Origin of the sequence: Pseudomonas sp. BF-RE-22 (assembly GCF_019956155.1) — a bacterium.
In the GTDB taxonomy this organism is placed as follows: Bacteria; Pseudomonadota; Gammaproteobacteria; order Pseudomonadales; family Pseudomonadaceae; genus Aquipseudomonas; species Aquipseudomonas migulae.
Window position 1 is genome coordinate 1 of the sequence record NZ_JAHBDD010000050.1, and the last position, 21,947, is coordinate 21,947.

General features: G+C 61.9%; 19 protein-coding genes. 10 read left to right on the forward strand and 9 right to left on the reverse strand.

Annotation, left to right across the window (positions count from 1 at the left end; genetic code table 11):
* The first annotated feature begins 91 nt into the window (after positions 1-91).
* Positions 92-880 carry an alpha/beta hydrolase gene (locus tag KGA82_RS22035; RefSeq protein WP_223452526.1) on the forward strand — a complete coding sequence of 263 codons (789 nt, stop codon included), beginning with the start codon at positions 92-94 and terminating at the stop codon, positions 878-880.
* A gap of 9 nt (positions 881-889) precedes the next feature.
* Here KGA82_RS22035 and KGA82_RS22040 read toward each other — a convergent pair whose 3' ends face one another.
* From KGA82_RS22040 to KGA82_RS22050, 3 genes are all read right to left on the reverse strand, one after another.
* Entirely contained in the window at positions 890-1,219 is a 330-nt protein-coding gene (locus tag KGA82_RS22040) for a hypothetical protein (protein ID WP_008041150.1), read from the reverse strand.
* A 91-nt stretch (positions 1,220-1,310) separates the two neighbouring features.
* Positions 1,311-1,631 carry a DMT family transporter gene (locus KGA82_RS22045; RefSeq protein WP_008041149.1) on the reverse strand — a complete coding sequence of 107 codons (321 nt, stop codon included), beginning with the start codon at positions 1,629-1,631 and terminating at the stop codon, positions 1,311-1,313.
* Positions 1,632-1,701: 70 nt separating this feature from the next.
* On the reverse strand, positions 1,702-2,157 hold the full coding sequence (locus tag KGA82_RS22050; protein ID WP_008041147.1) for a carboxymuconolactone decarboxylase family protein: 456 nt from the start codon (positions 2,155-2,157) through the stop codon (positions 1,702-1,704).
* 199 nt (positions 2,158-2,356) lie between these two features.
* On the opposite strand from KGA82_RS22050, the gene KGA82_RS22055 reads away from it, so the two are divergent.
* The 3 genes from KGA82_RS22055 to KGA82_RS22065 all read left to right on the forward strand — a co-directional run bounded on the left by KGA82_RS22055 (position 2,357) and on the right by KGA82_RS22065 (position 5,208).
* On the forward strand, positions 2,357-3,010 hold the full coding sequence (locus KGA82_RS22055) for an FMN-dependent NADH-azoreductase (protein WP_223452527.1): 654 nt from the start codon (positions 2,357-2,359) through the stop codon (positions 3,008-3,010).
* Positions 2,976-4,394: a PLP-dependent aminotransferase family protein gene (locus KGA82_RS22060; protein ID WP_223452528.1), complete on the forward strand. Its 1,419-nt coding sequence runs from the start codon at positions 2,976-2,978 to the stop codon at positions 4,392-4,394. Before KGA82_RS22055 ends, KGA82_RS22060 begins: the two co-directional genes overlap by 35 nt.
* A 217-nt stretch (positions 4,395-4,611) precedes the next feature.
* Entirely contained in the window at positions 4,612-5,208 is a 597-nt protein-coding gene (locus KGA82_RS22065; protein WP_223452529.1) for a TIGR00730 family Rossman fold protein, read from the forward strand.
* A 15-nt stretch (positions 5,209-5,223) separates the two neighbouring features.
* Here the strand turns inward: KGA82_RS22065 and KGA82_RS22070 are convergent, their stop codons facing one another.
* The 3 genes from KGA82_RS22070 to KGA82_RS22080 form a co-directional block, all read right to left on the reverse strand.
* A complete protein-coding gene (locus KGA82_RS22070; RefSeq protein WP_223452530.1) occupies positions 5,224-6,264 on the reverse strand; it encodes a GGDEF domain-containing protein in 1,041 nt (346 codons plus the stop codon).
* A 259-nt stretch (positions 6,265-6,523) separates the two neighbouring features.
* Positions 6,524-7,543 (reverse strand): ABC transporter substrate-binding protein, encoded by a 1,020-nt coding sequence (locus KGA82_RS22075; RefSeq protein ID WP_223452531.1) that lies wholly within the window; start codon positions 7,541-7,543, stop codon positions 6,524-6,526.
* Positions 7,544-7,592: 49 nt separating this feature from the next.
* Entirely contained in the window at positions 7,593-8,666 is a 1,074-nt protein-coding gene (locus KGA82_RS22080; protein WP_008028129.1) for a sigma-54 interaction domain-containing protein, read from the reverse strand.
* A 796-nt stretch (positions 8,667-9,462) separates the two neighbouring features.
* On the opposite strand from KGA82_RS22080, the gene KGA82_RS22085 reads away from it, so the two are divergent.
* The 6 genes from KGA82_RS22085 (at position 9,463) to KGA82_RS22110 (ending at position 18,478) form a co-directional block, all read left to right on the forward strand.
* Entirely contained in the window at positions 9,463-10,536 is a 1,074-nt protein-coding gene (locus KGA82_RS22085; RefSeq protein WP_008028127.1) for an ABC transporter substrate-binding protein, read from the forward strand.
* 14 nt (positions 10,537-10,550) lie between these two features.
* Positions 10,551-11,774 carry a lipase family protein gene (locus KGA82_RS22090; RefSeq protein ID WP_032828708.1) on the forward strand — a complete coding sequence of 408 codons (1,224 nt, stop codon included), beginning with the start codon at positions 10,551-10,553 and terminating at the stop codon, positions 11,772-11,774.
* Positions 11,775-11,789: 15 nt separating this feature from the next.
* Positions 11,790-12,998: an LLM class flavin-dependent oxidoreductase gene (locus tag KGA82_RS22095; RefSeq protein WP_223452532.1), complete on the forward strand. Its 1,209-nt coding sequence runs from the start codon at positions 11,790-11,792 to the stop codon at positions 12,996-12,998.
* A 4-nt stretch (positions 12,999-13,002) separates the two neighbouring features.
* Positions 13,003-14,592 carry an ABC transporter substrate-binding protein gene (locus KGA82_RS22100; protein WP_223452533.1) on the forward strand — a complete coding sequence of 530 codons (1,590 nt, stop codon included), beginning with the start codon at positions 13,003-13,005 and terminating at the stop codon, positions 14,590-14,592.
* 184 nt (positions 14,593-14,776) lie between these two features.
* Positions 14,777-17,359, forward strand: a complete 2,583-nt coding sequence (locus KGA82_RS22105) for a TonB-dependent receptor plug domain-containing protein (RefSeq protein WP_223452534.1) — start codon at positions 14,777-14,779, stop codon at positions 17,357-17,359.
* A 33-nt stretch (positions 17,360-17,392) separates the two neighbouring features.
* Complete coding sequence (locus KGA82_RS22110) at positions 17,393-18,478, forward strand: LLM class flavin-dependent oxidoreductase (RefSeq protein WP_223452535.1); 1,086 nt, start codon at positions 17,393-17,395, stop codon at positions 18,476-18,478.
* 148 nt (positions 18,479-18,626) lie between these two features.
* Here KGA82_RS22110 and KGA82_RS22115 read toward each other — a convergent pair whose 3' ends face one another.
* The 3 genes from KGA82_RS22115 to KGA82_RS22125 all read right to left on the reverse strand — a co-directional run bounded on the left by KGA82_RS22115 (position 18,627) and on the right by KGA82_RS22125 (position 21,942).
* A complete protein-coding gene (locus KGA82_RS22115) occupies positions 18,627-19,085 on the reverse strand; it encodes an REP-associated tyrosine transposase (protein ID WP_223452536.1) in 459 nt (152 codons plus the stop codon).
* Positions 19,086-19,285: 200 nt separating this feature from the next.
* Entirely contained in the window at positions 19,286-21,100 is a 1,815-nt protein-coding gene (locus KGA82_RS22120; RefSeq protein ID WP_223452537.1) for a dipeptide ABC transporter ATP-binding protein, read from the reverse strand.
* Complete coding sequence (locus KGA82_RS22125; protein ID WP_192229264.1) at positions 21,097-21,942, reverse strand: ABC transporter permease; 846 nt, start codon at positions 21,940-21,942, stop codon at positions 21,097-21,099. Before KGA82_RS22125 ends, KGA82_RS22120 begins: the two co-directional genes overlap by 4 nt.
* Positions 21,943-21,947: the final 5 nt, after the last annotated feature.

Consider the following 21,947-nt stretch of genomic DNA (forward strand, 5'->3'; position numbering starts at 1 on the left):
CTCAAAAACCACACCCCCAAGGGCCCCACCGTGATTCAACTACACTCTGAAAGCGATCAAGCCGTCGCGGTCCTCAGGCCCAGAGCAGTCAATGCCACCCACTCACGCTAACCGAATGTCGCGCACCCTGATGTATCTCATCGTCATCGTTACCGCGTTGTACCTGGCGCTCTGCGTCGCGCTGTTCGTGTTCCAGCGTGCCCTGATCTACTTCCCGCAACCCGCCGCGCTCGGGGCGCCCGAAACGCGGCTCACGCTATCGGTGGCGGACGCACAGGTGCAGGTCACCGTCAAACCGCACGACGGGCCAAATGCACTGATCTATTTTGGTGGAAATGCCGAGGACGTTTCGCGCAACCTGCCCGTATTTTCCCAGGCATTCCCCGACCATGCCCTGTACTTGCTGCACTATCGGGGCTTCGGTGGCAGCACCGGTTCACCTTCCGAAGAGGCGATTTCCCGCGATGCCCTGACCTTGTTCGACAAAGTCTACGACACCCATCCCCACATCGCCGTGGTCGGCCGCAGCCTGGGCTCGGGCGTCGCCGTGCGCCTCGCCAGTCAGCGCCCGGCCTCCCGACTGATCCTGATCACCCCCTACAACAGCCTTGAAGAGCTCGCCGTCCGCCAGTACCCGATATTCCCGGTGAAGTGGCTGTTGCAGGACAAGTTCGAATCGTGGAAATACGCCGAGCACATCTCGATACCGACGCTGTTGCTCGCGGCCGGGCAGGATGAAGTCATCCCGCCCTCCAGCACGGAAAAACTCTACGGGCATTTCGCCAAAGGTGTGGCGACCCTGAAGGTTATTCCTGGCGTGGGGCACAATTCGATCTCCGACAGCCCCGAGTATCTGAAGCTGATGGAAGACGGGTTGTAGGTCACTCGGTCATTTGCGCGCCAACTTAAAGCGCACGCAATCTTCGTAGAAACTCTGGCGCAGTGCCGCGGGTTTGATCCGCGACGGGCTGTCGTAGGTTTGCTCGGTAATACCCATGGCCGTCATGCGCATCCACGGTTTGCTGAACTTGTAGGTCTGTAATTTCTGGCGGGCGGCGTACAGCGAAACGCCGGCCAGTTTGAGTTCCTGGGCTCTGGCTGCAGTGCCCGCGCCCCAGCTGCACATATACCGGTCATTGGCTTGAAGGTCTTTGGCCTGGGCGGAAACGGCGATGCCAGCCAAGCCTAACGAAATCAGCGTAATCCATACATTGCGCATTTAAAGCCAGCCCTAACCACCTGAAATTAAAGTGATTCTGTCTGTAACTTTCGGGCTTCGGGGCCAGCAAAATGCCTTATTTCAAAGCTTCTCAGTTTCCCGTGACCAGCTTGAGTCCGATAACACCGCCCAGGATGACCAGGATGCACAGTATCCGCAGCAGTGTGGTGGCGTCGCCCAGCACCGCCATCCCCAGTATCGCGGTGCCCGCCGCGCCAATTCCGGTCCACACCGCGTAGGCGGTGCCGACGGGCAGGGTTCGCAGCGACAGTGAAAGCAGAAAGACACTGGACAAACCGGTCGCGGCTGCCAGCAGTCCCGGGGTCAATCGGGTAAATCCGTCTGAGCCCTTCATGAAAAACGCGAAGGCAATTTCGAGAATGCCGGCGATGCCAAGCAGTGACCAAGCCATGGTGTTAACTCCTTTGGTTAACCCGCCGAGCGTGACCACCCGGCGAGTTCTATTGATTCAAGGGGATGGTTCAGGCGTTGTTGGCAGCGGCGGGTTTCGCCCGGAACGTCACGCCGAACCGGTTGAAAGCATTCATCAGACCGATCGCGTACGTCAGGTCTGCCAGTTCCTTATCGCCGAATTCGGCAGACGCAGCGGCATAGTCGGCATCGGGAACGCCGGTTTCCGCCACGCGAGTCACCGTTTCCGCCCAGCTCAGCGCAACGCGTTCGCGGGCACTGAAGACTGAACCGGCATCACGCCATACCGGCACCAACACCAGTTTTTCTACGCTGACGCCGAGCTTGAGCAGGTCCCGGGAATGCATGTCTATACAGAAGGCGCAGCCGTTGATTTGCGACACCCGCAGATAGACCAGGTCAATCAGCTCGTGGGAAAGACCGCTGTTCTGCAGGTAGACATAAACCCCGCCGAAAGCCTTGTAACCTTCAGGTGAAGCCTTGGCGTAGTCGAGACGATTACTCATGATGAGTCCTTGTGTTTGCTGGTTGAGGGACTTCATCGTGTCGTGTCTTGGCCTTGTTGATAAGGTCCATGATCGGCCTTGAGTCATGGGCCATGATTCGGCAATCATGGCCCAGTTATTAACCGGATTCATGGACCTTTGGCCTGGGTCATGAGCTTCATAGAATGATTCCCTCCACACAGTTCAAACCGGGTGAATCATGAAAATCCTCCACGTTACTTGCAGCCCTCGCGGCGAAGCGTCCGAAAGCTATCGGCTGTCGAAAAACATCATTGGCTTTTTGCTGAAGGCCCATCCAGCGGCAACCGTGATCGAGCGGGTGGTCGGTGGTGACGCGCTGTCCCCTATCGACGAGCCTTACGCGATTTCCCAACAGGCGTCCGCCGATGTCACAGAGACAGGCTCTATCGCCCGATCCGAAGCGCTGATCGAGGAACTGCACAGCGCCGATATGCTGGTGATTGGTACGCCGATGCATAACTTCACCGTGCCTTCGACACTCAAGCTCTGGATCGATCACATCGCTCGGGTCCGACGCACGTTCAATGTCGGTGCGCAAGGCAAAACCAGCCTGCTGCAGGACCGCCCGGTGTATGTTGCAGTGTCCTCTGGCGGCAGGTTTTCCGGAATGACCCCGCGGCAACCGGATTTTCTCACGCCGTACCTGACCGCCGTGCTGGGTATGATCGGGCTGCACGACGTGAATTTTTTCTCCGTAGAGGGAACCGCCATGGGCCCGCAGGCCGTCGCCGCCGCCAGGGACAAGGCGGGCCAGGCACTACAAGCGCATTTTTCTGCGCACGACACGGGCGAGGCCAATGACCCTTCAAATCAAAAACTTCTCACCCCTTGATCCGACCTCGCCGGAGCCGATCTACCGGCAAATCTACTGGCGGTTCCGCGGCGCGATCAGTGACGGACTGCTCGCCCCCGGGGACCGGATTCCTGCGGCCCGGGCACTGGCAAAAGAGCTTGGTCTGGCGCGGGGGACCATCGACACCGCGTATTCACTGCTGACGGCGGAGGGCTATCTGCTGTCGCGGGGTCAGGCGGGCACCGTGGTGGCGCCGGGGGTCAGCGGCAGGAAACCTTCGGCGCGTACGGAACACCCGTTTAATGCGACCGCCAGCGCCTCGATCAGGCACAAGGCAGCGGTCCTGCCCTTTCAAATGGCCTTGCCCGCGCTGGATGCCTTTCCGCGAAAGATCTGGTCGCAGATCGGCGCACGCTGCGTGCGCGCCACGCGCATTCCCGACATGGCCAATCCGTCGGTGTTGGGGCTGGAATCGTTGCGCACGGCGATTGCCACTTACCTGCAAGTCTCACGGGGCATTACCTGCTCGCCCGCGCAAGTGTTCATCACCTCGGGATACCGCAACACACTGGCACTGATCGCTCACACGCTGCTCAAGCCCGGCGACCGTGTGCTCGTGGAAGACCCCGGCTACCTGCCGACCCGCCAGTTGCTGGCGCATCTTCAGATCAAGGTTGCCCCCGTGCCGGTGGATCAGGACGGCATGCAGGTCGCGCAAGGGGTGAGCAGCGCGATGGACGCACGAGCAGCGGTGGTCACACCGGCACATCAAAGTCCCCTGTGCGTGTCGCTGTCACTGCCGCGCCGACTGGAATTGCTTGAGTGGGCCAGCCGGCAGCAGGCCTGGATTATCGAGGACGATTACGACGGCGAATACCGCTACGTCAGCCGTCCCCTGCCCGCGCTGAAAAGCCTGGACCGTGATGGCCGGGTGCTCTACGCCGGCACGTTCAGCAAGGTGCTGTTTCCGGGGATCCGCCTTTCGTACCTGGTGGTGCCGCCAGCGCAGGTCGAACGCTTCGAACATGTCAGCGAAACCTTTCTCGGCGGTTGTCCGGAACTGACCCAAGCCATCGTCGCCACGTTTATGACCGAGGGGCATTTCGCGCGCCATATCCAGCGCATGCGCAAGCTCTACGGCGAACGTCGGGAAGCGACGGCACGCGGATTGAAGAAAGTCCTGGGGGAACGCATCCGCATCGATCCGCAGCCGGGTGGCATGCATCTGATTCTGCGGCTGATGGAGGCACAGTCCGACCGATTGCTGGTCGAGCGCTTGTTGGCGGCCGGTCTCTACGCTGAAGCGTTGACCGATTGGCGTGTGCATGACGAGACCGATTCCGCGCTGTTGCTCGGGTTTGCCAACATTGATTCGCAAGAGACTGCCGAGCAGTTGGGAAAACGGATTCTGGCGTTGATGTAGGGGCCAGATTCCAGGGCCCTATCGCCGGCAAGCCGGCTCCTACAAGGGTTTTGCGTGCACCGCAAAACCCTTGTAGGAGCCAGCTTGCTGGCGAAGGCGGCCTTGAGAACAACACAAAAAACCAGTCATGGCCCAATCAAGCGGCTGACTCATGGACCTGTCCGCCTTACCCATCTCACCGCATCATCGGCCACCGACCACCACCCGGAATAATCCGATGCCCAGCTCTTCCCCACTCCACAGCATCGCTGTGTTCTGCGGCTCCAACTATGGCTTCAACCCCGACTACGTGGCAGGCGCCCAGGCCCTCGGCCGGGAAATCGCCAGACGCGGCATACGCCTGGTCTATGGCGGTACCGACAAGGGTTTAATGGGCGTGATGGCCGATGCCGTACTCGCCGAGGGCGGTGAAGTGCTCGGCATCATCACGCGCTTGCTGTTCGACCTTGGGCATCTTCATGGCAGCCTGACCGAACACGAAGTGACGCCAGACATGCGCAGCCGCAAGACGCGCATGAGCGAATCGGCGGATGCGTTCATCGCATTGCCCGGCGGGCTGGGGACGTTTGAGGAGTTGTTTGAAGCGGCAACCCTGACCCAATTGGGTGAACACCACAAAGGCGTCGCTTGCCTGAACATCGGCGGTTTTTTCGACCCGGTGCGCAGCCTGCTCGACCATGCGGTGAAGGAAGGTTTCATGAAGACCGAACACAGCCAGATGCTGATGTTCAATACCGACCCGGCGGCACTGCTCGACGCGCTCGAACAGTGGCAAGCGCCCACCGTCACCAAATGGATCGGGTCGGCGGCTTGAAAGGCGTTTCAGTGCTTAGCGATGCACCCGGTTCCGCCCAGCGCGCTTGGCCTGGTAGAGCGCGTCATCGGCGCGGGTCAGGAGGCTGTCCATATTCTCGCCGGGTTGCGCGAAAGCCACGCCAAAGGATGCCGTGATCGTATCGAGTACCTTGCCATCAACCCGCGCCTTGATCCGCAACGATTGTACTTTCACCCGCAGTTGCTCAGCAAAAACAGCGGCACTCGCCAGGTCGGCGCAGTGTTGCAGAATCACGCAGAACTCTTCACCGCCATAACGCGCCGCTGTGGCGTGGGGTGGCAGCGAACTGCGCAACACCTGCCCGACATGCTGCAGCACTCGGTCACCCAATGGGTGACCGTACTGATCATTGAATTGCTTGAAGTGATCGATATCCAGCATGACCAGCGCGACGCCCTGGGACTCATTGCTCAGCGCCTGCTCCAGCAAACGGGTAAACGCGGTGCGATTGAGCAGTTCGGTCAGGCCATCGAGCGTGGCCGCCAGTTGTGCACGCTCAAGCTTGCTGCGCAGGCTCTTGATCTCGCTCTGGGCGGAGTGCAGTTGGGTGAGGAACTGTTCCTGCTGACTGTGCATCAGCTGGGTGCTTTGTTGCAGCTCACTCAAAATGCCCGGCAAACGCTCGTTGACGGGCGACTCGAGCATTTCCAGGCAACGTCCCAGACTGCTCTGGAAGTTGAGATTGCCCTCGACGCTGCGCGAAACGTCGCGCTGCATGTCGTCCACCAGATTGATCGCCTGTTGCTGCCCGGCGCGAGCCTCTTCCAGCTCGTCGCGAATGATGTAGTCGCGGAAAAGCCGGGTGGCGGATTCCGGCGGGAAGCAATCGAAGTCTTTGACCACCCGGTCCAGGTGACGATTGAGTTCGGGGTCCAGGCCTTTGCTGTAGGTGTACCACAGCGCGTAATGCACCGGATTGGGCGGGATGTTGTGACGAACCATCAGCGGAATGGCTTGTTTGAGCAGCGCCGCGGCCTCGCGGGAATCTTCCGGATACAGCGCAAGGGCAGTCGCACGCGTCTCTGATTGGCTCATGACATCACTGTGGTTGTTAATGATTGGCAAATGCAAAACGATGCGAGCATAACCATACGCATGACAAACGGCCATCCCCCTGTGTATTGCCGTGCCATTCGGGTTGATTCAGGTCAGTTTTATGGCCGGCATTTGCCACCGCGACGGCGTGAAAACACAGATCTGTAGGAGCCGGCTTGCTGGCGATGAGGCCTTCAAACCCTGCGGCGTGTCTGAGGACGCCATCGCCAGCAAGCCGGCTCCTACAAGGGGGTTGTGTTTAGCTGCCGGCGCCGCCGTGTGCTTCTTCGAAGAAGTAGTCCTTCCAGCTGGCCGCCTTGTTCTTCAGTACGCCCAGTTCCTGCAGTTTCTCGGCGTAGACCGCCGTGCGCTGCGGCACCACCGTGAAGTTGATCTCTGGATCGTTGACGATTTTCTCAACCAGCGGCAGGGCCAGCTTCGATTGTTCGACGCGGATGTAGGTCTGGGCGGCGGCGGATTTGTCGGCCTTGATGATTTTTTCCGCTTCGGCCAATGCGTCGTAAAACGCCTTGTAGGTTTTCGGGTTTTCGTCGTGGAATTTTTCCGTGGTGTACAGCACATTGAACGTAGCCTGGCCGCCCAGCACGTCGTAGGAACTCAGCACCTTGTGCACGTTGGGATTCTGCAATTCCTGATACTGGAACGGCGGGCTGGAGAAGTGCGCGTTGATCTCGGAACCCCCGGCGATCAATGCCGCCGTCGCATCCGGATGGGCCAGGCTGATCGAGATGTCGTCGAATTTCTTGTAGTGGTCATTGCCGAACTGCCTGGCCGTTTCGATCTGCAAGGTGCGCGACTGGAACCCTACCCCGGCCGCAGGCACGGCAATGCGATCCTTCTCGGTGAAGTCCCTCAGGCTCTTCACATTCGGGTTGTTGGTCAGCAAATAGTTGGGCATCGACCCCAGCGAGGCAATCGCCTTGACGTTCTGTTTGCCCTTGGTGCGATCCCAGATCGTCAGCATCGGTGGCACGCCCGCCGACACCACATCCAGCGCGCCGGCCAACAGCGCTTCGTTCATCGCCGTGGCACCGGAAATGCTGTTCCAGTCGACCTTGATGTCGAGGCCCTGGGCCTTGCCGTGCTTCTCGATGAGTTGCTGGTCGCGGACCACATCCAGAATCAGGTAACCGATGCCGAATTGCTGGGCGATGCTGATCTTGCCTTCGGCCTGCGCGCCGGGACTGAGTAACGCACTCATCGCCGCCAGGGAGGCCGCCAGGAGGGTCAACGCTGAACGCTTGTAGGGAGTTGCCATGAAATGCTCGCTGTGAGTGGACGAATCAGAAATAAAGCGACGACGAGGGCTATTCCTCCACCGCCAGTGTCTTGTTCAACTCCCCGATTTTCTCCAGCCGCGCCCGGACGATGTTGCGGCTGATGTTCAGCAGGCGTCCAGTCTGCAACTGGTTGCCGTGGCAGAACCGGTACGCCGCGCGGAAAATGGTTTCTTCGATATGTTCGTAAAGGTCCGGGATGTTCTGTTCGAACAGCGCGTTGAGGGCGGCTTCCAGGTCCACCGGGCCGGCAACGGCGTGGCTGGTTTGGCTGGCCTGTTCCTGGCGGATGCCGGAGGAACGCATGTCCACCAGGTGCAGATCCGCCGGGGCGACCCGCTGATTGCGGCACACCAGCAATGCGTGGTGAATGGAGTTTTCCAGTTCGCGGATGTTGCCTGGCCAGCTGTGCTCCAGCAGTTTGCGTTCAGCTTCGACGCTCAATGACGCACGGTTGTAGCCCAGGCGCTGGCAATGTTCTTCAAGGAAAAACTCGGCCAGCGGCAGGATGTCGCCCGGTCGTTCGCGCAAGGGCGGCAGGCGAATGGTCGCGACGTGCAGACGGTAAAACAGGTCCTCGCGAAAATGCCCGGCGACGACCGCATCCGCGAGGTTGACGTTGGTTGCAGCCACCAGCCTTACGTTGATCGGGATCGGCGTGCGCGAGCCCAGGCGCACCACTTCGCGCTCCTGCAAGACCCGCAGCAGTTTGACCTGCATGTTCAACGGCAGATCACCGATTTCATCGAGAAACAGCGTGCCGCCATTGGCCGCTTCGAACCACCCGGCCTTGTTGGTCGTGGCGCCGGTGAAGGCGCCTTTTTCGTGGCCGAACAGCTCACTTTCCACCAGGGTTTCGGCAAACGCTCCGCAGTTCACCGCCACGAAGGGTTCGCGTCCGCGGCGGCTCAAATTGTGGATATGCCGGGCGACCAGTTCCTTGCCGGTGCCGGTCTCGCCAATGATCAATGTGTTGGCTTCACTGGGCGCCAGGCGCTCGATGCGGCTGAGCAATTCCTGGGAGCGCGGGTCCTTGAACACCAGGACGGTGGCCCGCACCGACTTGGTCAATTCGCGAGCGTTTGGATGAGTGATCAGCGACATGGTGCATTCCTGGCAGTAAAAGCGCGTGCTCAATAGTGCATGAAGTTGTTTAGACTAAAAAATTCTTAATTAGTATTTATATATTCCCAAAAACCATATGCAACGCAACTGCTGCCAGCCTGCTGCTGGAGCAGCAATTGGCACGCACCGGCCTGCTTGCACATCAACACCCCACGCTCCCGGCAGTTCCCTCCCCTCGCCCTGAAACCCAGTCCCTGCGCGGCCTGCAGCGCGTTTTCAGCGCAGTGGCATGCAATCTGCTCTCTCCCATGTACAGCGCAAAACTTTGTAGGAGCTGGCTTGCCGGCGATGGCGTCCGCAGAAACGCCGCAAGGTTTGAAGGCCCCATCGCCAGCAAGCCGGCTCCTACAAGGATTGTGTTCACAACGCTGGAAAAGAGGTGCGCCGCAATTCCCATGTAGGAGCCGGCTTGCTGGCGATGGCGTCGGCAGAAACGCCGCCAGGCTTGAAGGCCTCATCGCCGGCAAGCCGGCTCCTACAAGGATTGGGTTCACAACGCAGCAGCATCGGACACCGCAAAACCCTGTAGGAGCCGGCTTGCTGGCGATGGCGTCGGCAAAAACGCCGCCAGGCTTGAAGGCCTCATCGCCGGCAAGCCGGCTCCTACAAAGACTGTGTTCACAACGCAGCAGCATCGGACACCGCAAAACCCTGTAGGAGCTGGCTTGCCGGCGATGGCGTCCGCAGAAACGCCGCAAGGTTTGAAGGCCAGATCGCCGGCAAGCCGGCTCCTACAAAGACCGTGTTTCGCCAATAGCCATTTAGGGAGAGTTCAATGAAACGTTTCTGGCGCAACAGCCTGGTCGCCTTGACCGGGTTTCTGCTCAGTGCCACGGCGCTGGCCGGACAGGCACCGGCGTCGGTGAAGATCGCTATCGTCGCGTATACGCAGGGTGGCAAACCGGTATTCGGCGGGATCGCCGGGCGGGTGATCGAGGACGGTTGGCTGGAACAGCAACTGGCGCAGCGCGGTGTGAAGCTCGACTGGATCGCCCTGCCCCACGCCGGCGCCGGGCCGCAGATCAACGAAGGCTTCAGCAACAACAGCATCGACTTTGCCGTGCGCGGCGACCTGCCTTCCGTGATTGCCGGGGCTGGCGGTGTGCCGGGCAAGCTGATCGTGCCCGGTGGCAGCGGCAACAACATCTATCTGGTGGTGCCCGCCGGTTCCAGCGCCAACAGCATCGATGACCTCAAGGGCAAACGCCTGGCCCTGCATCGCGGTCGTCCGTGGGAGTTCGCGTTCAGCAACTTCCTCGCCAGCAAGGGCCTGAAGCTCGACGATTTCAAGATCGCCAACCTCAATCCGCAAGTCGGCGCCGCAGCGGTGTCCGCTGGCAAAGTCGATGCGGCCGTATTGCTCAGCGAAGCCTATGCGCTGGAAGACAAAGGCGTCGGCAAGATCATCTGGTCGACCAAGCAAGGCGCCAACGACTGGCGTCTGGTCTCAGACCTCTGGGGCACCGACAGTTTTGTCGCGCAGCACCCGGACATTACTCAACTGCTGGCAACCGCCTGGATCAAAGCCGCCTGGTGGATCTCCCAGGAACAAAACCAGGACGCCTACTACGAACTCTCCTCCCGCGCCGGCACCGCTGAAAGCGTGCTGCGCCGTGACGACCAGAACGATCCCGTGGCCTGGAAAGACCGCTGGGCGCCGAAAAGCGACCAGCAACTCAAGGCCCACTATCAGGCGCTGACCGCCTATGCGCTGGCCAACCACCTGATTCGCGACACCTACGACATCACCCCTTCGCTGGCCACCGGTTTCACCAACCAGGCGCTGATCGATCTGAAACTCACCGACTACTGGCCGGCCCTGCGCGGCCAGGTCAGCAACAATCCATGAATAGGGAAATCCAGATGAAACTGCCGCAACAATTCGTTTTCGGTCTGAGCGTCCTGGCGCTGTCCATGAGTGCCATGGCCGCCGGTGCCCACGCCCCCAAACCCGACCCGCAGCAAGGCGATGGCCGCGTCTCGGCGTTCTACACCTGGCAAGAGGTGATCCCGGCCACGCCAGGCAAACTGCTGCGCAGCGAGCCGCTGGAAAAAACCCTGAGCCTGCCCAACGCCGCCAGCGCGCAGCGGATTCTCTACACCTCCACCGACGGCATCGACAACAAGACGCCGATCGTGGTCTCCGGCACGTTGTTCCTGCCCAAAGGCAAGGCGCCCGCCGGTGGTTGGCCGGTCGCCAGCTGGGGGCATGGCACGGTCGGTGTGGCCGATGTGTGCGCGCCGTCCTGGCAAGGTCGCTCCTACCGTGACGTGCAATACCTCAGCCGCTGGCTGGATGAAGGTTATGCCATCGTCGCCACCGACTATCAGGGCCTCGGCGTCCCCGGCGGTCACCCGCTGCTGAACAATCGCATGGCCGCCTACGGCATTCTCGACGCGGCAAAAGCCGTGGTTGCGGGCGTTCCGGGGCTGGCCAACAAAGTGCTGATCGTCGGTCAGTCCCAGGGTGGCGCGGGCGCCTTCGCCTCGGCGGCCTATGCCCCGACCTACGCGCCGGACCTCGGCGTCAAAGGCAGCATCGGCACCGGAGTGATCTATACCGTAGGCGCGAAAAACGTTGGCGAACAGGACGTCAACAAAGTCGATGCATCCCTCGCCTACGGCTTCTACACCCTGCTCGCGGCCCAGCAATACGACCCAAGCATCAACCCCAAGGATTTCTACACCGACAAGGCCCTGCCGCTGTTCGAACAAGCGCGCACCAGTTGCCTGGCAGCGCTGGTCAGCGATGTGGTCGGCGTCGGCCTGACCCCGGCCAATGCCAAGAAAGACTACAAGGGCGACCAGCTCGCCGCATGGCAAAAACAGGTTTCCTACCCGACGCTGAAACTGGCCCAGCCGATCTTCATCGGCACCGGCGCCGAAGACAAAACCCCGGCCGCCTCGACACAGGTCGCGCTGATGCAGGACGCCTGCAAGACCGGCTCGGTGGTTGAAGGCCATCTCTACAAAGGGCTGGGCCACAGCGAAACGGTCAACGCCTCGCTCAAGGACTCGGTGCCGTTCGCGCACAAGGTCATCAACGACCAGCCCATCACCCCGATCTGCAGCCCCAGCGTGCAGTAAGACGGAGCCTTCGACATGAGTATTGAATTCTTCACTCGCCTGCCCCTGCATGGCGAAACCCAATTCCTCCCCGGCGACCCGCGCAACCGTGGCGACTGGCACCGTGGCGGCCCGAGCACCGGTGCCGTCTCGGGGTTCAGCGTCGGCGATCACTTCACCTACATCGACTACCTCGGGCAGATCGCCAAGGCTGCCGAGATCAACGGTTTCGGCGGTGCGCTGATGGTCAACGCGCCCTCCGGCGAGGAACCGTGGACGGTCTGCTCGCTGCTGGCCCGGGAAACCCGCACGCTGAAATTCGTCACCGCGTTCCAGCCCTACCACTACACGCCGTGGGTGGCGGTGCAGCAGGCCGCGACCTATCAACGGGCGACCGGCAACCGGCTGGTGTGGAACATCATCAACGGCGGTTCGGATGCGATTCAGCGTCAGGTCGGCGATTTCAGTGATCACGATGAACGTTATGAGCGCGCCATCGAGTTCATGGACGTGGTCAAGGGTTACTGGCACAACGAGAATTTCCACTACGAGGGCAAGTTCTACAAAGCCGAGGGTGGTGGCCTGCGCGGGCCGTTGAAGAAAGCCGAGCTGCCGCTGATCTGCACCGCAGGCTCGTCGATTCCCGCCCGGGAATTTGCCGCCAAACACGCTGATTTCTACCTGATGCGCGCCGAGCACCCGAACGAGATTGCCGCGCTGATCGCCGACATTCGCGAGCGCGCGCTGAAGTACGGGCGCAGCGACATTCGCTTCGGTCTGTCGATTGACGTCATCACCCGCGAAACCGAGGAACTGGCCCGCAGCGAATCCAGGCGCTTCTTCGATGAAGGCATCGCCAGGGGCGCGGTCAAGGCCGTGGCCGCGCATGCCGGGCTGCGCACCGCGCGCAAACTTAGTTATGAAAACGAGTTCGCGCAGAAGACGGAAACCCAGAGTTTCGATGACTTTTTCATCCACCCGAATGTATGGACCGGCTTCGGCTACATCGGCATTCCGCCGGGCTGCGCGCTGGTGGGCAGTTATGAAAATGTCGTGGCGCGGATTCGCGAGTACAACGCCATCGGCATCGACCTGTTCTTCCTCGCCGGTTACCCGCATCTGGAAGAAGCCTATCGCCTGGGCGAGCACATCCTGCCGCACTTTCGCGGCGAGCGCGCCGAACTGAGCCGCCCGCTGCCGGCGCCGCTGGAACTGCGTTCCGCCAACGGCCCGGCCGGAGCCTGATGCCATGAGCGAGGATCATTCATTGTTCAGTCGCCGGGATTTTCTCGGTCACAGCGCACTGCTCGGCGGCGGTTTGCTGCTCGGTGGCGGCCTGCTCGCCGGGTGTGGCCCGAGCGGCGAAAAAACGGCGGCGGCGATTGCCACTGCCGACGATCAGCCGCGTTATGGCGGACGCCTGCGCCTGGGGATTCTCGACGGCAACCAGAGCGGCAACCTCGATGCGCACAAACCCATCGGCAGCGGCATCGTTCGCGGCTTTGCGCTGTACAGCAAGCTGTGGGAATGGGATGAGCAGATGCAGCCGCGCCTGGCCCTCGCCGAGTTCGCCGAGCCGAATGCCGACGCCAGCAGCTGGACGTTGCGCCTGCGCCCCGGGCTGGAATTCCACCATGGCAAGACCATCGATGCCGATGACCTGATCTTCTCGATCCGCCGTCTCACTGACCCGCAACTGGCCTCGCCCTATGCCGCGCTGTTGCACTGGGTGGACCGCGACAACCTGGTCAAGCTTGACTCGCGCACCGTGCGCCTGAACTTCCGTGAAGGCCGCAGCTACATGCCGCTGGCGGAAACCTGGGTCAACTTCGGCGGCATCGTGCCGGTGGACTATCACCCGGTGAGCAATCCGGTGGGCGCAGGGCCCTACAAACTGAAAAGCTTCACCCCCGGCCAGCGCTCGCTGTTCACCCGCTTCGAGAACTACTACAAGGACGGCAAACCCTACGCCGACGAGCTGGAAATCATCGACTTCAAGGATCAGGTTTCGCGCTTGGCGGCCCTGCGTTCCGGGCAGATCGACATGGCCAACGTGATGCCCACCGAACAGCTGGAAGTGCTGCAGCACGACCCTCGGCTCAAGGTGCTGAAATCGGTGACCGGCAACTGGTTGTCGTTCGACATGAACCTCGACAAGCCACCGTTCAACGACCCACGGGTGCGCGAGGCCTTTCGCCTGTTGGCAGATCGCGAAGAACTGGTGCGCCGGGCGCTCAACGGTCAGGGCCGCGTGGCCAACGACCTGTATGCGCCGAGCGATCCGACCTTCAACCACACGCTCGGGCCGCGTCCCCACGATCCGCGGCGCGCGGCGCAATTGCTCAAGGAGGCGGGTTACGAAAACCTTGAACTGGAACTGGTGACCACGCCGGGGCCGGGGCTGACGTCGGCGCTGGTGCTGGCCGAACAGGCCAAGCGCATTGGCGTCACGCTCAAGGTCAAGCAAGTGGACCTGGCCACGTTCCAGGGACCGCTGCGCACCGACTGGACCTTGAGCACCGGCGGCAGCATCGGCGCGCCGTTCCTGGCCAGTGCGATCCACACCGACGCGCCGTTTGCCGTGGCCAACAAGACGCACTTCAAGGATGCACAGTTCAGCGAGCTGTTTCTGGCGGCCATGGCCCAGCCCGATCTGGAGAAACGCAAAGCGTTGGTGCATCAGGTTCAACAGATCCAGTACGAACGCGGCGGCATGCTGATCTGGGGCTACGCCGACCTGCTCGACAGCGTAGCCAACCGCGTAGGCGGCGCGGCGGCGGAAGAGTCGCTGTTCAGCACCTGGCGGTTTGAAAAGCTCTGGTTGAAAGACACGGCGTAACACCTAACAACATGCCCTACGGGAACGAATCCTTGTAGGAGCCGGCTTGCTGGCGATGGCGTCATAACGGCCACCACCGCCATCGTCGGAACGCCGCCCGCAGCAAGCCGGCTCCTACAAGGTCGGGGGGTGTCAGGAAACGCCTACAAATTTCCATGAATTTTTATCTCGAGGCTCATTTGCCATGCCCTCTATCGCCTTTCGTTTGCCCGTAAAACGCTCCGCCCTGGCCATGGCGGTGATGTCGACCCTGTCAACACCGACCTTCGCCGCCGACACCCAACTGCAAACCGTCACCGTCCAGGCCAGTGCCAGCGAGTCCGACGATGACGCGCTGCCCACCCGGCCACCCACATCCGTCTACGGCGGCATCGAAACCAAGGTGCTCGACACGCCGCGCTCCATCACCCAGATCAACGCCGAGCAATTGGCCAACGACTCGATCCGCAGCGCCGATGACCTGGTGAAATACGCCCCCGGCATTACCCGCGGCGGCGGCCAGAACGCCGGCCTCGCCCCGCAGTTCCGCGCCCAGGGTTCCGAAGTGTTCCAGGACGGGCAACGCGCATACGGCGTGCGCCACCCGGCCAACTTCAACGCCTACGAAGGCGCCGACATCGTCGCCGGCCCGTCCTCGGTGACCTACGGTTCGGTGTCGGGCAGTGGCGGCTACGTCAATTACCTGAGCAAGAAGCCCAATTTCAACGAATTCAAAACCAAACTCAGCGGCGAACTGGGCGCCTGGGTGCCGGACGGTGAATCGCGCGATTCCAGTAAATTCAGCATCGACAACACCGGGCCGCTGACTGACAACCTCGCCTATCGCCTGAGCATCACCAAGCAGCGCCAGGAAGACTTCTACGACAACGTCGACAACAACTTCGACGCGTTCTACGGCGCCCTCGCCTGGCGCAACGACACGGTGCGGGTCGACTGGAACGCCAGCTACGACAATTACTACGACTACAACATCACCCACGGCTGGAACCGCGCCAACCAGGAACTGGTGGACAGCGGCAAGTACTACGCCGGGCGCGCCACGCCGATCATCCAGAACGGCAACACCCTGTGGTCGCCGGTGCTGGCGTCCGGCGCAGCCGATGCACCGACCCTCGGCTGGGTCAAACGCCAGCGCAACGCACAAGGTCAATACAGCGTGGTCAACGGCAGCTTCCAGACGGCCTCGCCCAACACCCAAAGCAACCCCGGCAGTTTGCGCGGCTGGGTGTATGACCCGACGTTGACGGGCAATGGCCTGACCAGCCTGTCGTCACAAACCGGTCAGCGCGACGAGGATGAAAACAGCTCGCGGCGCTTCACCACACAGCTGCGGGTCGAAGCCGACCTGACACCGACCATCACCCTGGCCAACAGCACCTTCTACCAGCGCTCCAAAGACATGACCGATGCGGTCGGTTCTTTCCAGGTGCAGTCCAAGGACAACCTGTTCGATAACCGCTTCGAATTCCGCTCGCGCAACGAAGTGCAATTCGGCGGCTTGACCCTGCGCGATGACAGCAACACCGGGGTGATCTACCGCCGCGAGTTCAACCAGTCGATCGCCGCCAACAACAACTTCGGCTCGACCATCAACGCCTATGACTTGACCCAGGACCCGTCGGGCAAGAATCCTGGCACTTTGCTGGGCCTGACCGGCTCCAACCCCGCCGGCGGCAATGGCGCGTGGATCGGCCAGCCCGGCGTGGCGCAGTTTTCCAACTACTACGGCTGGCTGAATCTGCCGGCGATGTACCCGGCGGGCCACGGCTTGTACGCCGAGTCGGTGGCGCCCTACACCGCCGAAAGCACCTGGACCACCAAGACCCTGTTCAGCCAGCACAACCTGCGATTCGGTGACAGTGTCGGTCTAAACATTGGCGCCAGCCGCAGCTGGATCGACGCTGAAATCGAGAACCCGTTCGTGCTGGCCGGCGGCAATCCGCGCAAGGACAGCGACAATTATCGGCTGTTCGCGTTTCAGGTCAGCCCTTACGTCAAACCGACCGAAAACAGCACGCTGTATTACACCTTCGATCGCTCATTGGCGGTCAATACCGGGTTCTTCTCCAACGGCCTCGGCTGGGGCAGCGGCGCCGGTGCCAATCAGCTCAACCCGCTGGCCTTCCAGAGCCTCAGCGTGTTGCACGAAGTCGGGCTGAAAGTCGAAGCGGTGCCCAACGAACTGTTCATGACCCTGGCCGCGTTCAAGCAGGCGCGGGATCAATCGCCCGACAGCAATAACAACATTGCCCGACTGGTGATCAAGGGCGTGGAATCGACCCTTCGCTACCAGCCGGACAATCACCTGCGCAGCGGCCTCAACCTGTCAAAACTCAGCGCCTACAACGAGTTTGCCTCACAGGCCGGTTTCGCCTCGGCCGGGTTTGTGCCCGACAACGGCACGGTGTTCGGCGACAACAACAGCCTCAATCAGCGGCCGTCCGGGCGCTTCGACGCGGTGCAGATTCCCGAGTACACCGCGAGCGGTTATGTCGACTATCGCTTCGACTCGGGCTTCGGTGCAGAGCTGTCCGGCTGGTGGACCAGCAGCTGGTATTTGAACCTGAGCAAGACCGTGAAAATCCCCGACGAGTACAACCTCGACCTCGCGGTGTATTACCGCCAGCCGCAATGGAGCACCACGTTGCGGGTGCTCAACCTGACCAACGAGCTGAACTTCGTCAGCGGCCTGGCCGGCTCGACCAATACCTTTTTGCAGCCCATGCCTGGCCGTACGTTGCTGGCCCAGGTGGATTACCAGTTTTAACGCAGCCGCACCTATCGCTATCAGGAGTGTTCCATGTCCATTGAATTTGTCGGCATGATTTTCCCCCGCCAGTGGTCCGAGACCCGTGGCATTCGCAGCGCGGATTTCGATCTGGACTTTATCCGCCACCACGCCCGTGCCCATGAACACGCAGGCTTCGACCGGGTGCTGATCGCCAGCGGCCCGGGCAGCGCGGACAGTTTGCAGATTGCGGCCTACGCGGCGGCGCACACCGAGCGCCTGGGTTTCATGATCGCCCATCGTCCGGCATTGAACGCCCCCACCGCCGCTGCCCGAGCCTTCGCGACACTCGATCACACCACCGGCGGCGGGCGGATTCGCCTGCATGCGATTACCGGCATCACCGCCGAACCCCAGGAAGGCGACTTCCTGCTGGACAAGATCGAACGCTACAAGCGCACCGATGAGTACCTGGAGATCGTCCGGCGCACCTGGACGGCTGAAGAACCGTTCGACTTCGAGGGGCAGTATTTCAACATCAAGGGCGCCTTCTCGCCGGTCAAGCCATTGCAGCAGCCGCACATTCCGATTTCCTTTGGCGGGTCGTCGGACATTGCCTATCAGATCGCGGTGAAACACGCGGATCTGTATGCGCTGTGGGGCGAACCGCTGAGCGGCGTCGCCGAACAGATCGGCAAACTGCGCGCGGCGGCAAGTGCGGCGGGCGTGGAAGCGCCACGGGTGAGCCTGTCCGTGCGCTTGATTCTGGGGGCGACCGAAGAATTGGCGTGGCAGCGGGCGGAGCAGATTCTGGAACAGATCAAGGCCAATCCACAGTTCGCCGCCGGCAGCCCCTGGCAAAAACGCATCAAGGGCACCGGCTCCGAACGCTTGCTCGCCGCTGCGGCACAGGGTGATCGTCACGACCGCGCCCTGTGGATGCCCACCGCCACCGCCGTCGGCGCCTACGGCGACACCACCGCCCTGGTCGGCACCCCGGAAACCGTGGCCCAGGCGTTGCTCGATTACGTCGACCTGGGCGTGACCACCTTCCTCAATCGTGGTTATGACCCGCTGTACGACACCGTCGATTACGGCCGCTGGATCATCCCGGCGGTGCGCGAGGAAGTACGGCGGCGCAAGGCGCGGGTGGCGTAGCGTTCACCATCGAATCGTCGGAACGCCGCCCGCAGCAAGCCGGCTCCTACAGATTTGTGTCGCGCCACAACTCTGCGTACATACACGGACTCTGTAGGAGCCGGCTTGCTGGCGATGGCGGCCTGACAGCCACCACCGACTATCCCGGCTACAGCCACTTGGCATCCCACAGCGGATAATCATGCACCCGCGTGACAAGCCCCGCGCGCAATGGATTGGCTACGATATATCGCGCCACCGCCAACAAATCCTCCTCCCGACGAATCGCCCGATCATGAAAGCCTCTTTGCCAAAGCGCCCCCCTGCGTTGCAGACGTGCATTCACCGCCCTGGCACTGCGTGATTTGGTCGCCAGCATCAACGCCGGCAATGTGCTGTTCTTCAATTCGACCAGCCAATGGAACTGGTCAGGCATCACCACCCATGCCAGTGAGTCGGCCCATTCTTCTGTCTGGGACTGGCGGAATTGGTCCACGATCAGACGTCCCACCCGCCAGTTGGCGAAGACGGAATCACGGTTATGGGTGACGGCAGTGAGCAGGTAGATTTGAGCGGATTCGGAATAGCGCCCGGCGCGCAGGTGGTTGGCGTGGGGAAGATCGGGCATTCCATTGCCCTCCTGTGTTTTTGGGAGAAACACAAGGCTAGTGCGCAGGAGGGAGGCCGTTGCCAGAATTCGGTTCCGGATGTGTCTGGACGATCGCCATCGCCAGCAAGCCGGCTCCTACAGGTTTGTGTCGCGCCACATTTCTGCGTACACACATACTCTGTAGGAGCCGGCTTGCTGGCGATGGCGATGGTAGCTGCCTACAAAGATCCACCGCCCAACGTCGGCGAGTTCTCCAGCAACGTACGCGTATACGCCGCCTGCGGCTGATCCAGCACATCATCAACCGCCCCCTGCTCCACCACCCTTCCCAGCTTCAACACCAACACCCGGTCGGCAATCGCGCGAACCACGCCGAGGTCGTGGGTGACGAACAGCAGGGTCAGCCCTTCGAGTTGCAATTGCCGCAACAACGCCAGGATCGAAGCCTGCACCGACACGTCCAGCGCCGAGGTAATTTCATCGCAGATCAGCAGTTTCGGCTCACACACCAGCGCCCGGGCAATGGCCACGCGCTGGCGCTCGCCGCCGGACAGGCTGTGCGGATACAGATCGGCCACCGACGCCGGCAGCGACACCCGCTTGAGCACCGCATCCACGCGCTGGCGCGCAACGTTGCCCTTGATGCCGAAGAAGTGTTCCAGCGGCGCACTCAGGGTCTGGTAAACGGTTTGTCGCGGGTTCAGCGCCCGGTACGGGTTCTGAAAAATGTACTGAATCTGATGCCGTTGCCGCCCGTCACGCCGGCGGGCCGACAAGCTCAGCGGCACACCCGCATAGTGCAAGTCGCCCTCGGCGTTTTCCCCGAGCCCGGCGATGGCCCGGGCCAGGCTGGTCTTGCCGGAACCGGATTCGCCCACCAGCGCCAGGCATTCCCCGGCGGCCACCCGCAGGGAGACGTCGAACAACACCTGTCGATCGTAGGCCACGTTCAAGTCTTTGATCTCCAGCAACGGCGCCCGCTCCACCGGCACATCGACAGCCGACACCGGCGCCTGGGCAACTAGCTGCAAGGCCTGAAGATGCGGATCGAGACACGCCACTCGCTGCGCTGAAGACAGGTCGTGCAAGGCCGGCTCAGCCTGCGAGCACTCGGCGGTGCGACGCGAACACCGAGGCGCGAAAGCACAGCCGTGCGGCCGCTGCCCCGGTGCCGGGGCATGCCCCGGGATCGCCTGCAAATCGCGACGCTGCGCCACATCGGGAATTGCCGCCAGCAGGCCTCGGGTGTACGGATGAGCCGGCCGCGTGAACAACGCTTCACGGTCGGCGACTTCAACGATGCGCCCGGCATACATCACCATCACCCGGTCGACCAGGTCCTTGATCACCGCAAGGTCGTGGGACACATACACCGCCGCCACGCCGAGGCTTTTGCACAAGCGGCGCAAGGTCGCGAGGATGTGCGCCTGAGTGGTGACGTCCAGCGCCGTGGTCGGTTCATCGAGGACGATCAACTGCGGACGCAGGACAAACGCCAGCGCCAGCATCACCCGTTGCTGCTGCCCACCGGAGAGCTGATGGGGGAAGCGCCGCAAAAACGCCGCGTCGTCCGGCAAGCCAACATCACGCAAGGTATCGACGATGCGCTGCTGTTGCGCCGCACGATCCAGTTCAATCTGATGCGCACCGAGGGTTTCGCGCAGCAGACTGCCGATGCGCAGCGCCGGATTCAGCGCCGTCGCCGGGTCCTGCGCGACGTAGCCGATCAGGCTGCCACGGGCCCGGCGCAACGCTTCGCCCTCAAGCGTCAACAACGAATGACCCGACACCTCGACCTGCCCGCCGACAATCCGCGCCCCACGCCGGGCATGGGCGAGCAACGCGGTGGCCAGGGTCGTCTTGCCGGAGCCGGATTCGCCGACCAGTCCCAGAATCTCGCCCGCCTCAAGGCTGAACGAAACCCCGGACAGCACGTCAATCTGTCCCGCCAACTCGACCCGCAAATCCCGCACCTGCAACACCCCGGCTGTGGCCACCGGCGGGCGGGACTCGATCCCGGCAATCGCATTCATGGCTGTTTTTCTCCGATCCGTGAACTGCTGCGGCCGATGCCTTCAGCGAGGATATTGGTGCCATAGGCGAAGATGCCGATCAGGATCGCCGGGGCCAGCACCGCCCACGGCTGCACCAGTAAACCGGCCTGGTTTTCATTGATCATCAGCCCCCAGTCGGCGGTCGGCGGCGCCACGCCGTAGCCGAGAAAACTCAGGCCCGAGAGCATGCCGACGCCCCAGGTCAGCATGTTGCCGAAATGCACCAGCAGCGGCGTGAGGATGTTCGGCAGGATCTCCCTGAACAGAATCCGCCGCCGCGAGTAGCCCATCATCTGCGCGGCCTCGACGAACTCCTGCCCCGCCACCGCCACCGCACTGCCACGGGCCAGGCGGATCACACCGGGCGTGAACGCGATGGCCACAGTCAACACGATCAACCACGGCGCGCGGCCGAGCATGGAGACAATCAACAACACCAGAATCAGGTCGGGAAAGGCCAGCGACACGTCCGCCAGCCAGGTAATCAATTGGTCGAGCCGGCGCCGGGAAAAACCCGCCAGCAACCCCAGGGTGCTACCGGTCAACAGCGCAATCGAGGCCGCCGCCACCGACATCCACAACACCGAGAGGCCACCACTGAGCAAGCGTGACACCACGTCGTGCCCGAGAAAGTCATAGCCCAGTAATGCCGCGCCAACCGGTGCGCCGTACACCGAACCAAGCATTTCCGTCGGGCTGTGCGGCGCCAGCCACGGGCCAGACAACGCCAGTGTCACCACCAGCGCAGTGATCAGCGCGCCCTTGCGGGTTTGCGGTTCCGCCAGCCAGACCTGCCAGCGCGAACGTCGGGAGTCAGTCATGTTTT

Coding starts and splice junctions, on each gene's coding strand:
- KGA82_RS22070 (WP_223452530.1), bottom strand. CDS start 6,264: ATGAGCCAATCAGAGACGCGTGCGACTGCCCTTGCGCTGTATCCGGAA.
- KGA82_RS22045 (WP_008041149.1), bottom strand. CDS start 1,631: ATGGCTTGGTCACTGCTTGGCATCGCCGGCATTCTCGAAATTGCCTTC.
- KGA82_RS22095 (WP_223452532.1), top strand. CDS start 11,790: ATGAGTATTGAATTCTTCACTCGCCTGCCCCTGCATGGCGAAACCCAA.
- KGA82_RS22085 (WP_008028127.1), top strand. CDS start 9,463: ATGAAACGTTTCTGGCGCAACAGCCTGGTCGCCTTGACCGGGTTTCTG.
- KGA82_RS22050 (WP_008041147.1), bottom strand. CDS start 2,157: ATGAGTAATCGTCTCGACTACGCCAAGGCTTCACCTGAAGGTTACAAG.
- KGA82_RS22075 (WP_223452531.1), bottom strand. CDS start 7,543: ATGGCAACTCCCTACAAGCGTTCAGCGTTGACCCTCCTGGCGGCCTCC.
- KGA82_RS22060 (WP_223452528.1), top strand. CDS start 2,976: ATGACCCTTCAAATCAAAAACTTCTCACCCCTTGATCCGACCTCGCCG.
- KGA82_RS22115 (WP_223452536.1), bottom strand. CDS start 19,085: ATGCCCGATCTTCCCCACGCCAACCACCTGCGCGCCGGGCGCTATTCC.
- KGA82_RS22065 (WP_223452529.1), top strand. CDS start 4,612: ATGCCCAGCTCTTCCCCACTCCACAGCATCGCTGTGTTCTGCGGCTCC.
- KGA82_RS22055 (WP_223452527.1), top strand. CDS start 2,357: ATGAAAATCCTCCACGTTACTTGCAGCCCTCGCGGCGAAGCGTCCGAA.
- KGA82_RS22040 (WP_008041150.1), bottom strand. CDS start 1,219: ATGCGCAATGTATGGATTACGCTGATTTCGTTAGGCTTGGCTGGCATC.
- KGA82_RS22125 (WP_192229264.1), bottom strand. CDS start 21,942: ATGACTGACTCCCGACGTTCGCGCTGGCAGGTCTGGCTGGCGGAACCG.
- KGA82_RS22110 (WP_223452535.1), top strand. CDS start 17,393: ATGTCCATTGAATTTGTCGGCATGATTTTCCCCCGCCAGTGGTCCGAG.
- KGA82_RS22035 (WP_223452526.1), top strand. CDS start 92: ATGCCACCCACTCACGCTAACCGAATGTCGCGCACCCTGATGTATCTC.
- KGA82_RS22090 (WP_032828708.1), top strand. CDS start 10,551: ATGAAACTGCCGCAACAATTCGTTTTCGGTCTGAGCGTCCTGGCGCTG.
- KGA82_RS22120 (WP_223452537.1), bottom strand. CDS start 21,100: ATGAATGCGATTGCCGGGATCGAGTCCCGCCCGCCGGTGGCCACAGCC.
- KGA82_RS22080 (WP_008028129.1), bottom strand. CDS start 8,666: ATGTCGCTGATCACTCATCCAAACGCTCGCGAATTGACCAAGTCGGTG.
- KGA82_RS22105 (WP_223452534.1), top strand. CDS start 14,777: ATGCCCTCTATCGCCTTTCGTTTGCCCGTAAAACGCTCCGCCCTGGCC.
- KGA82_RS22100 (WP_223452533.1), top strand. CDS start 13,003: ATGAGCGAGGATCATTCATTGTTCAGTCGCCGGGATTTTCTCGGTCAC.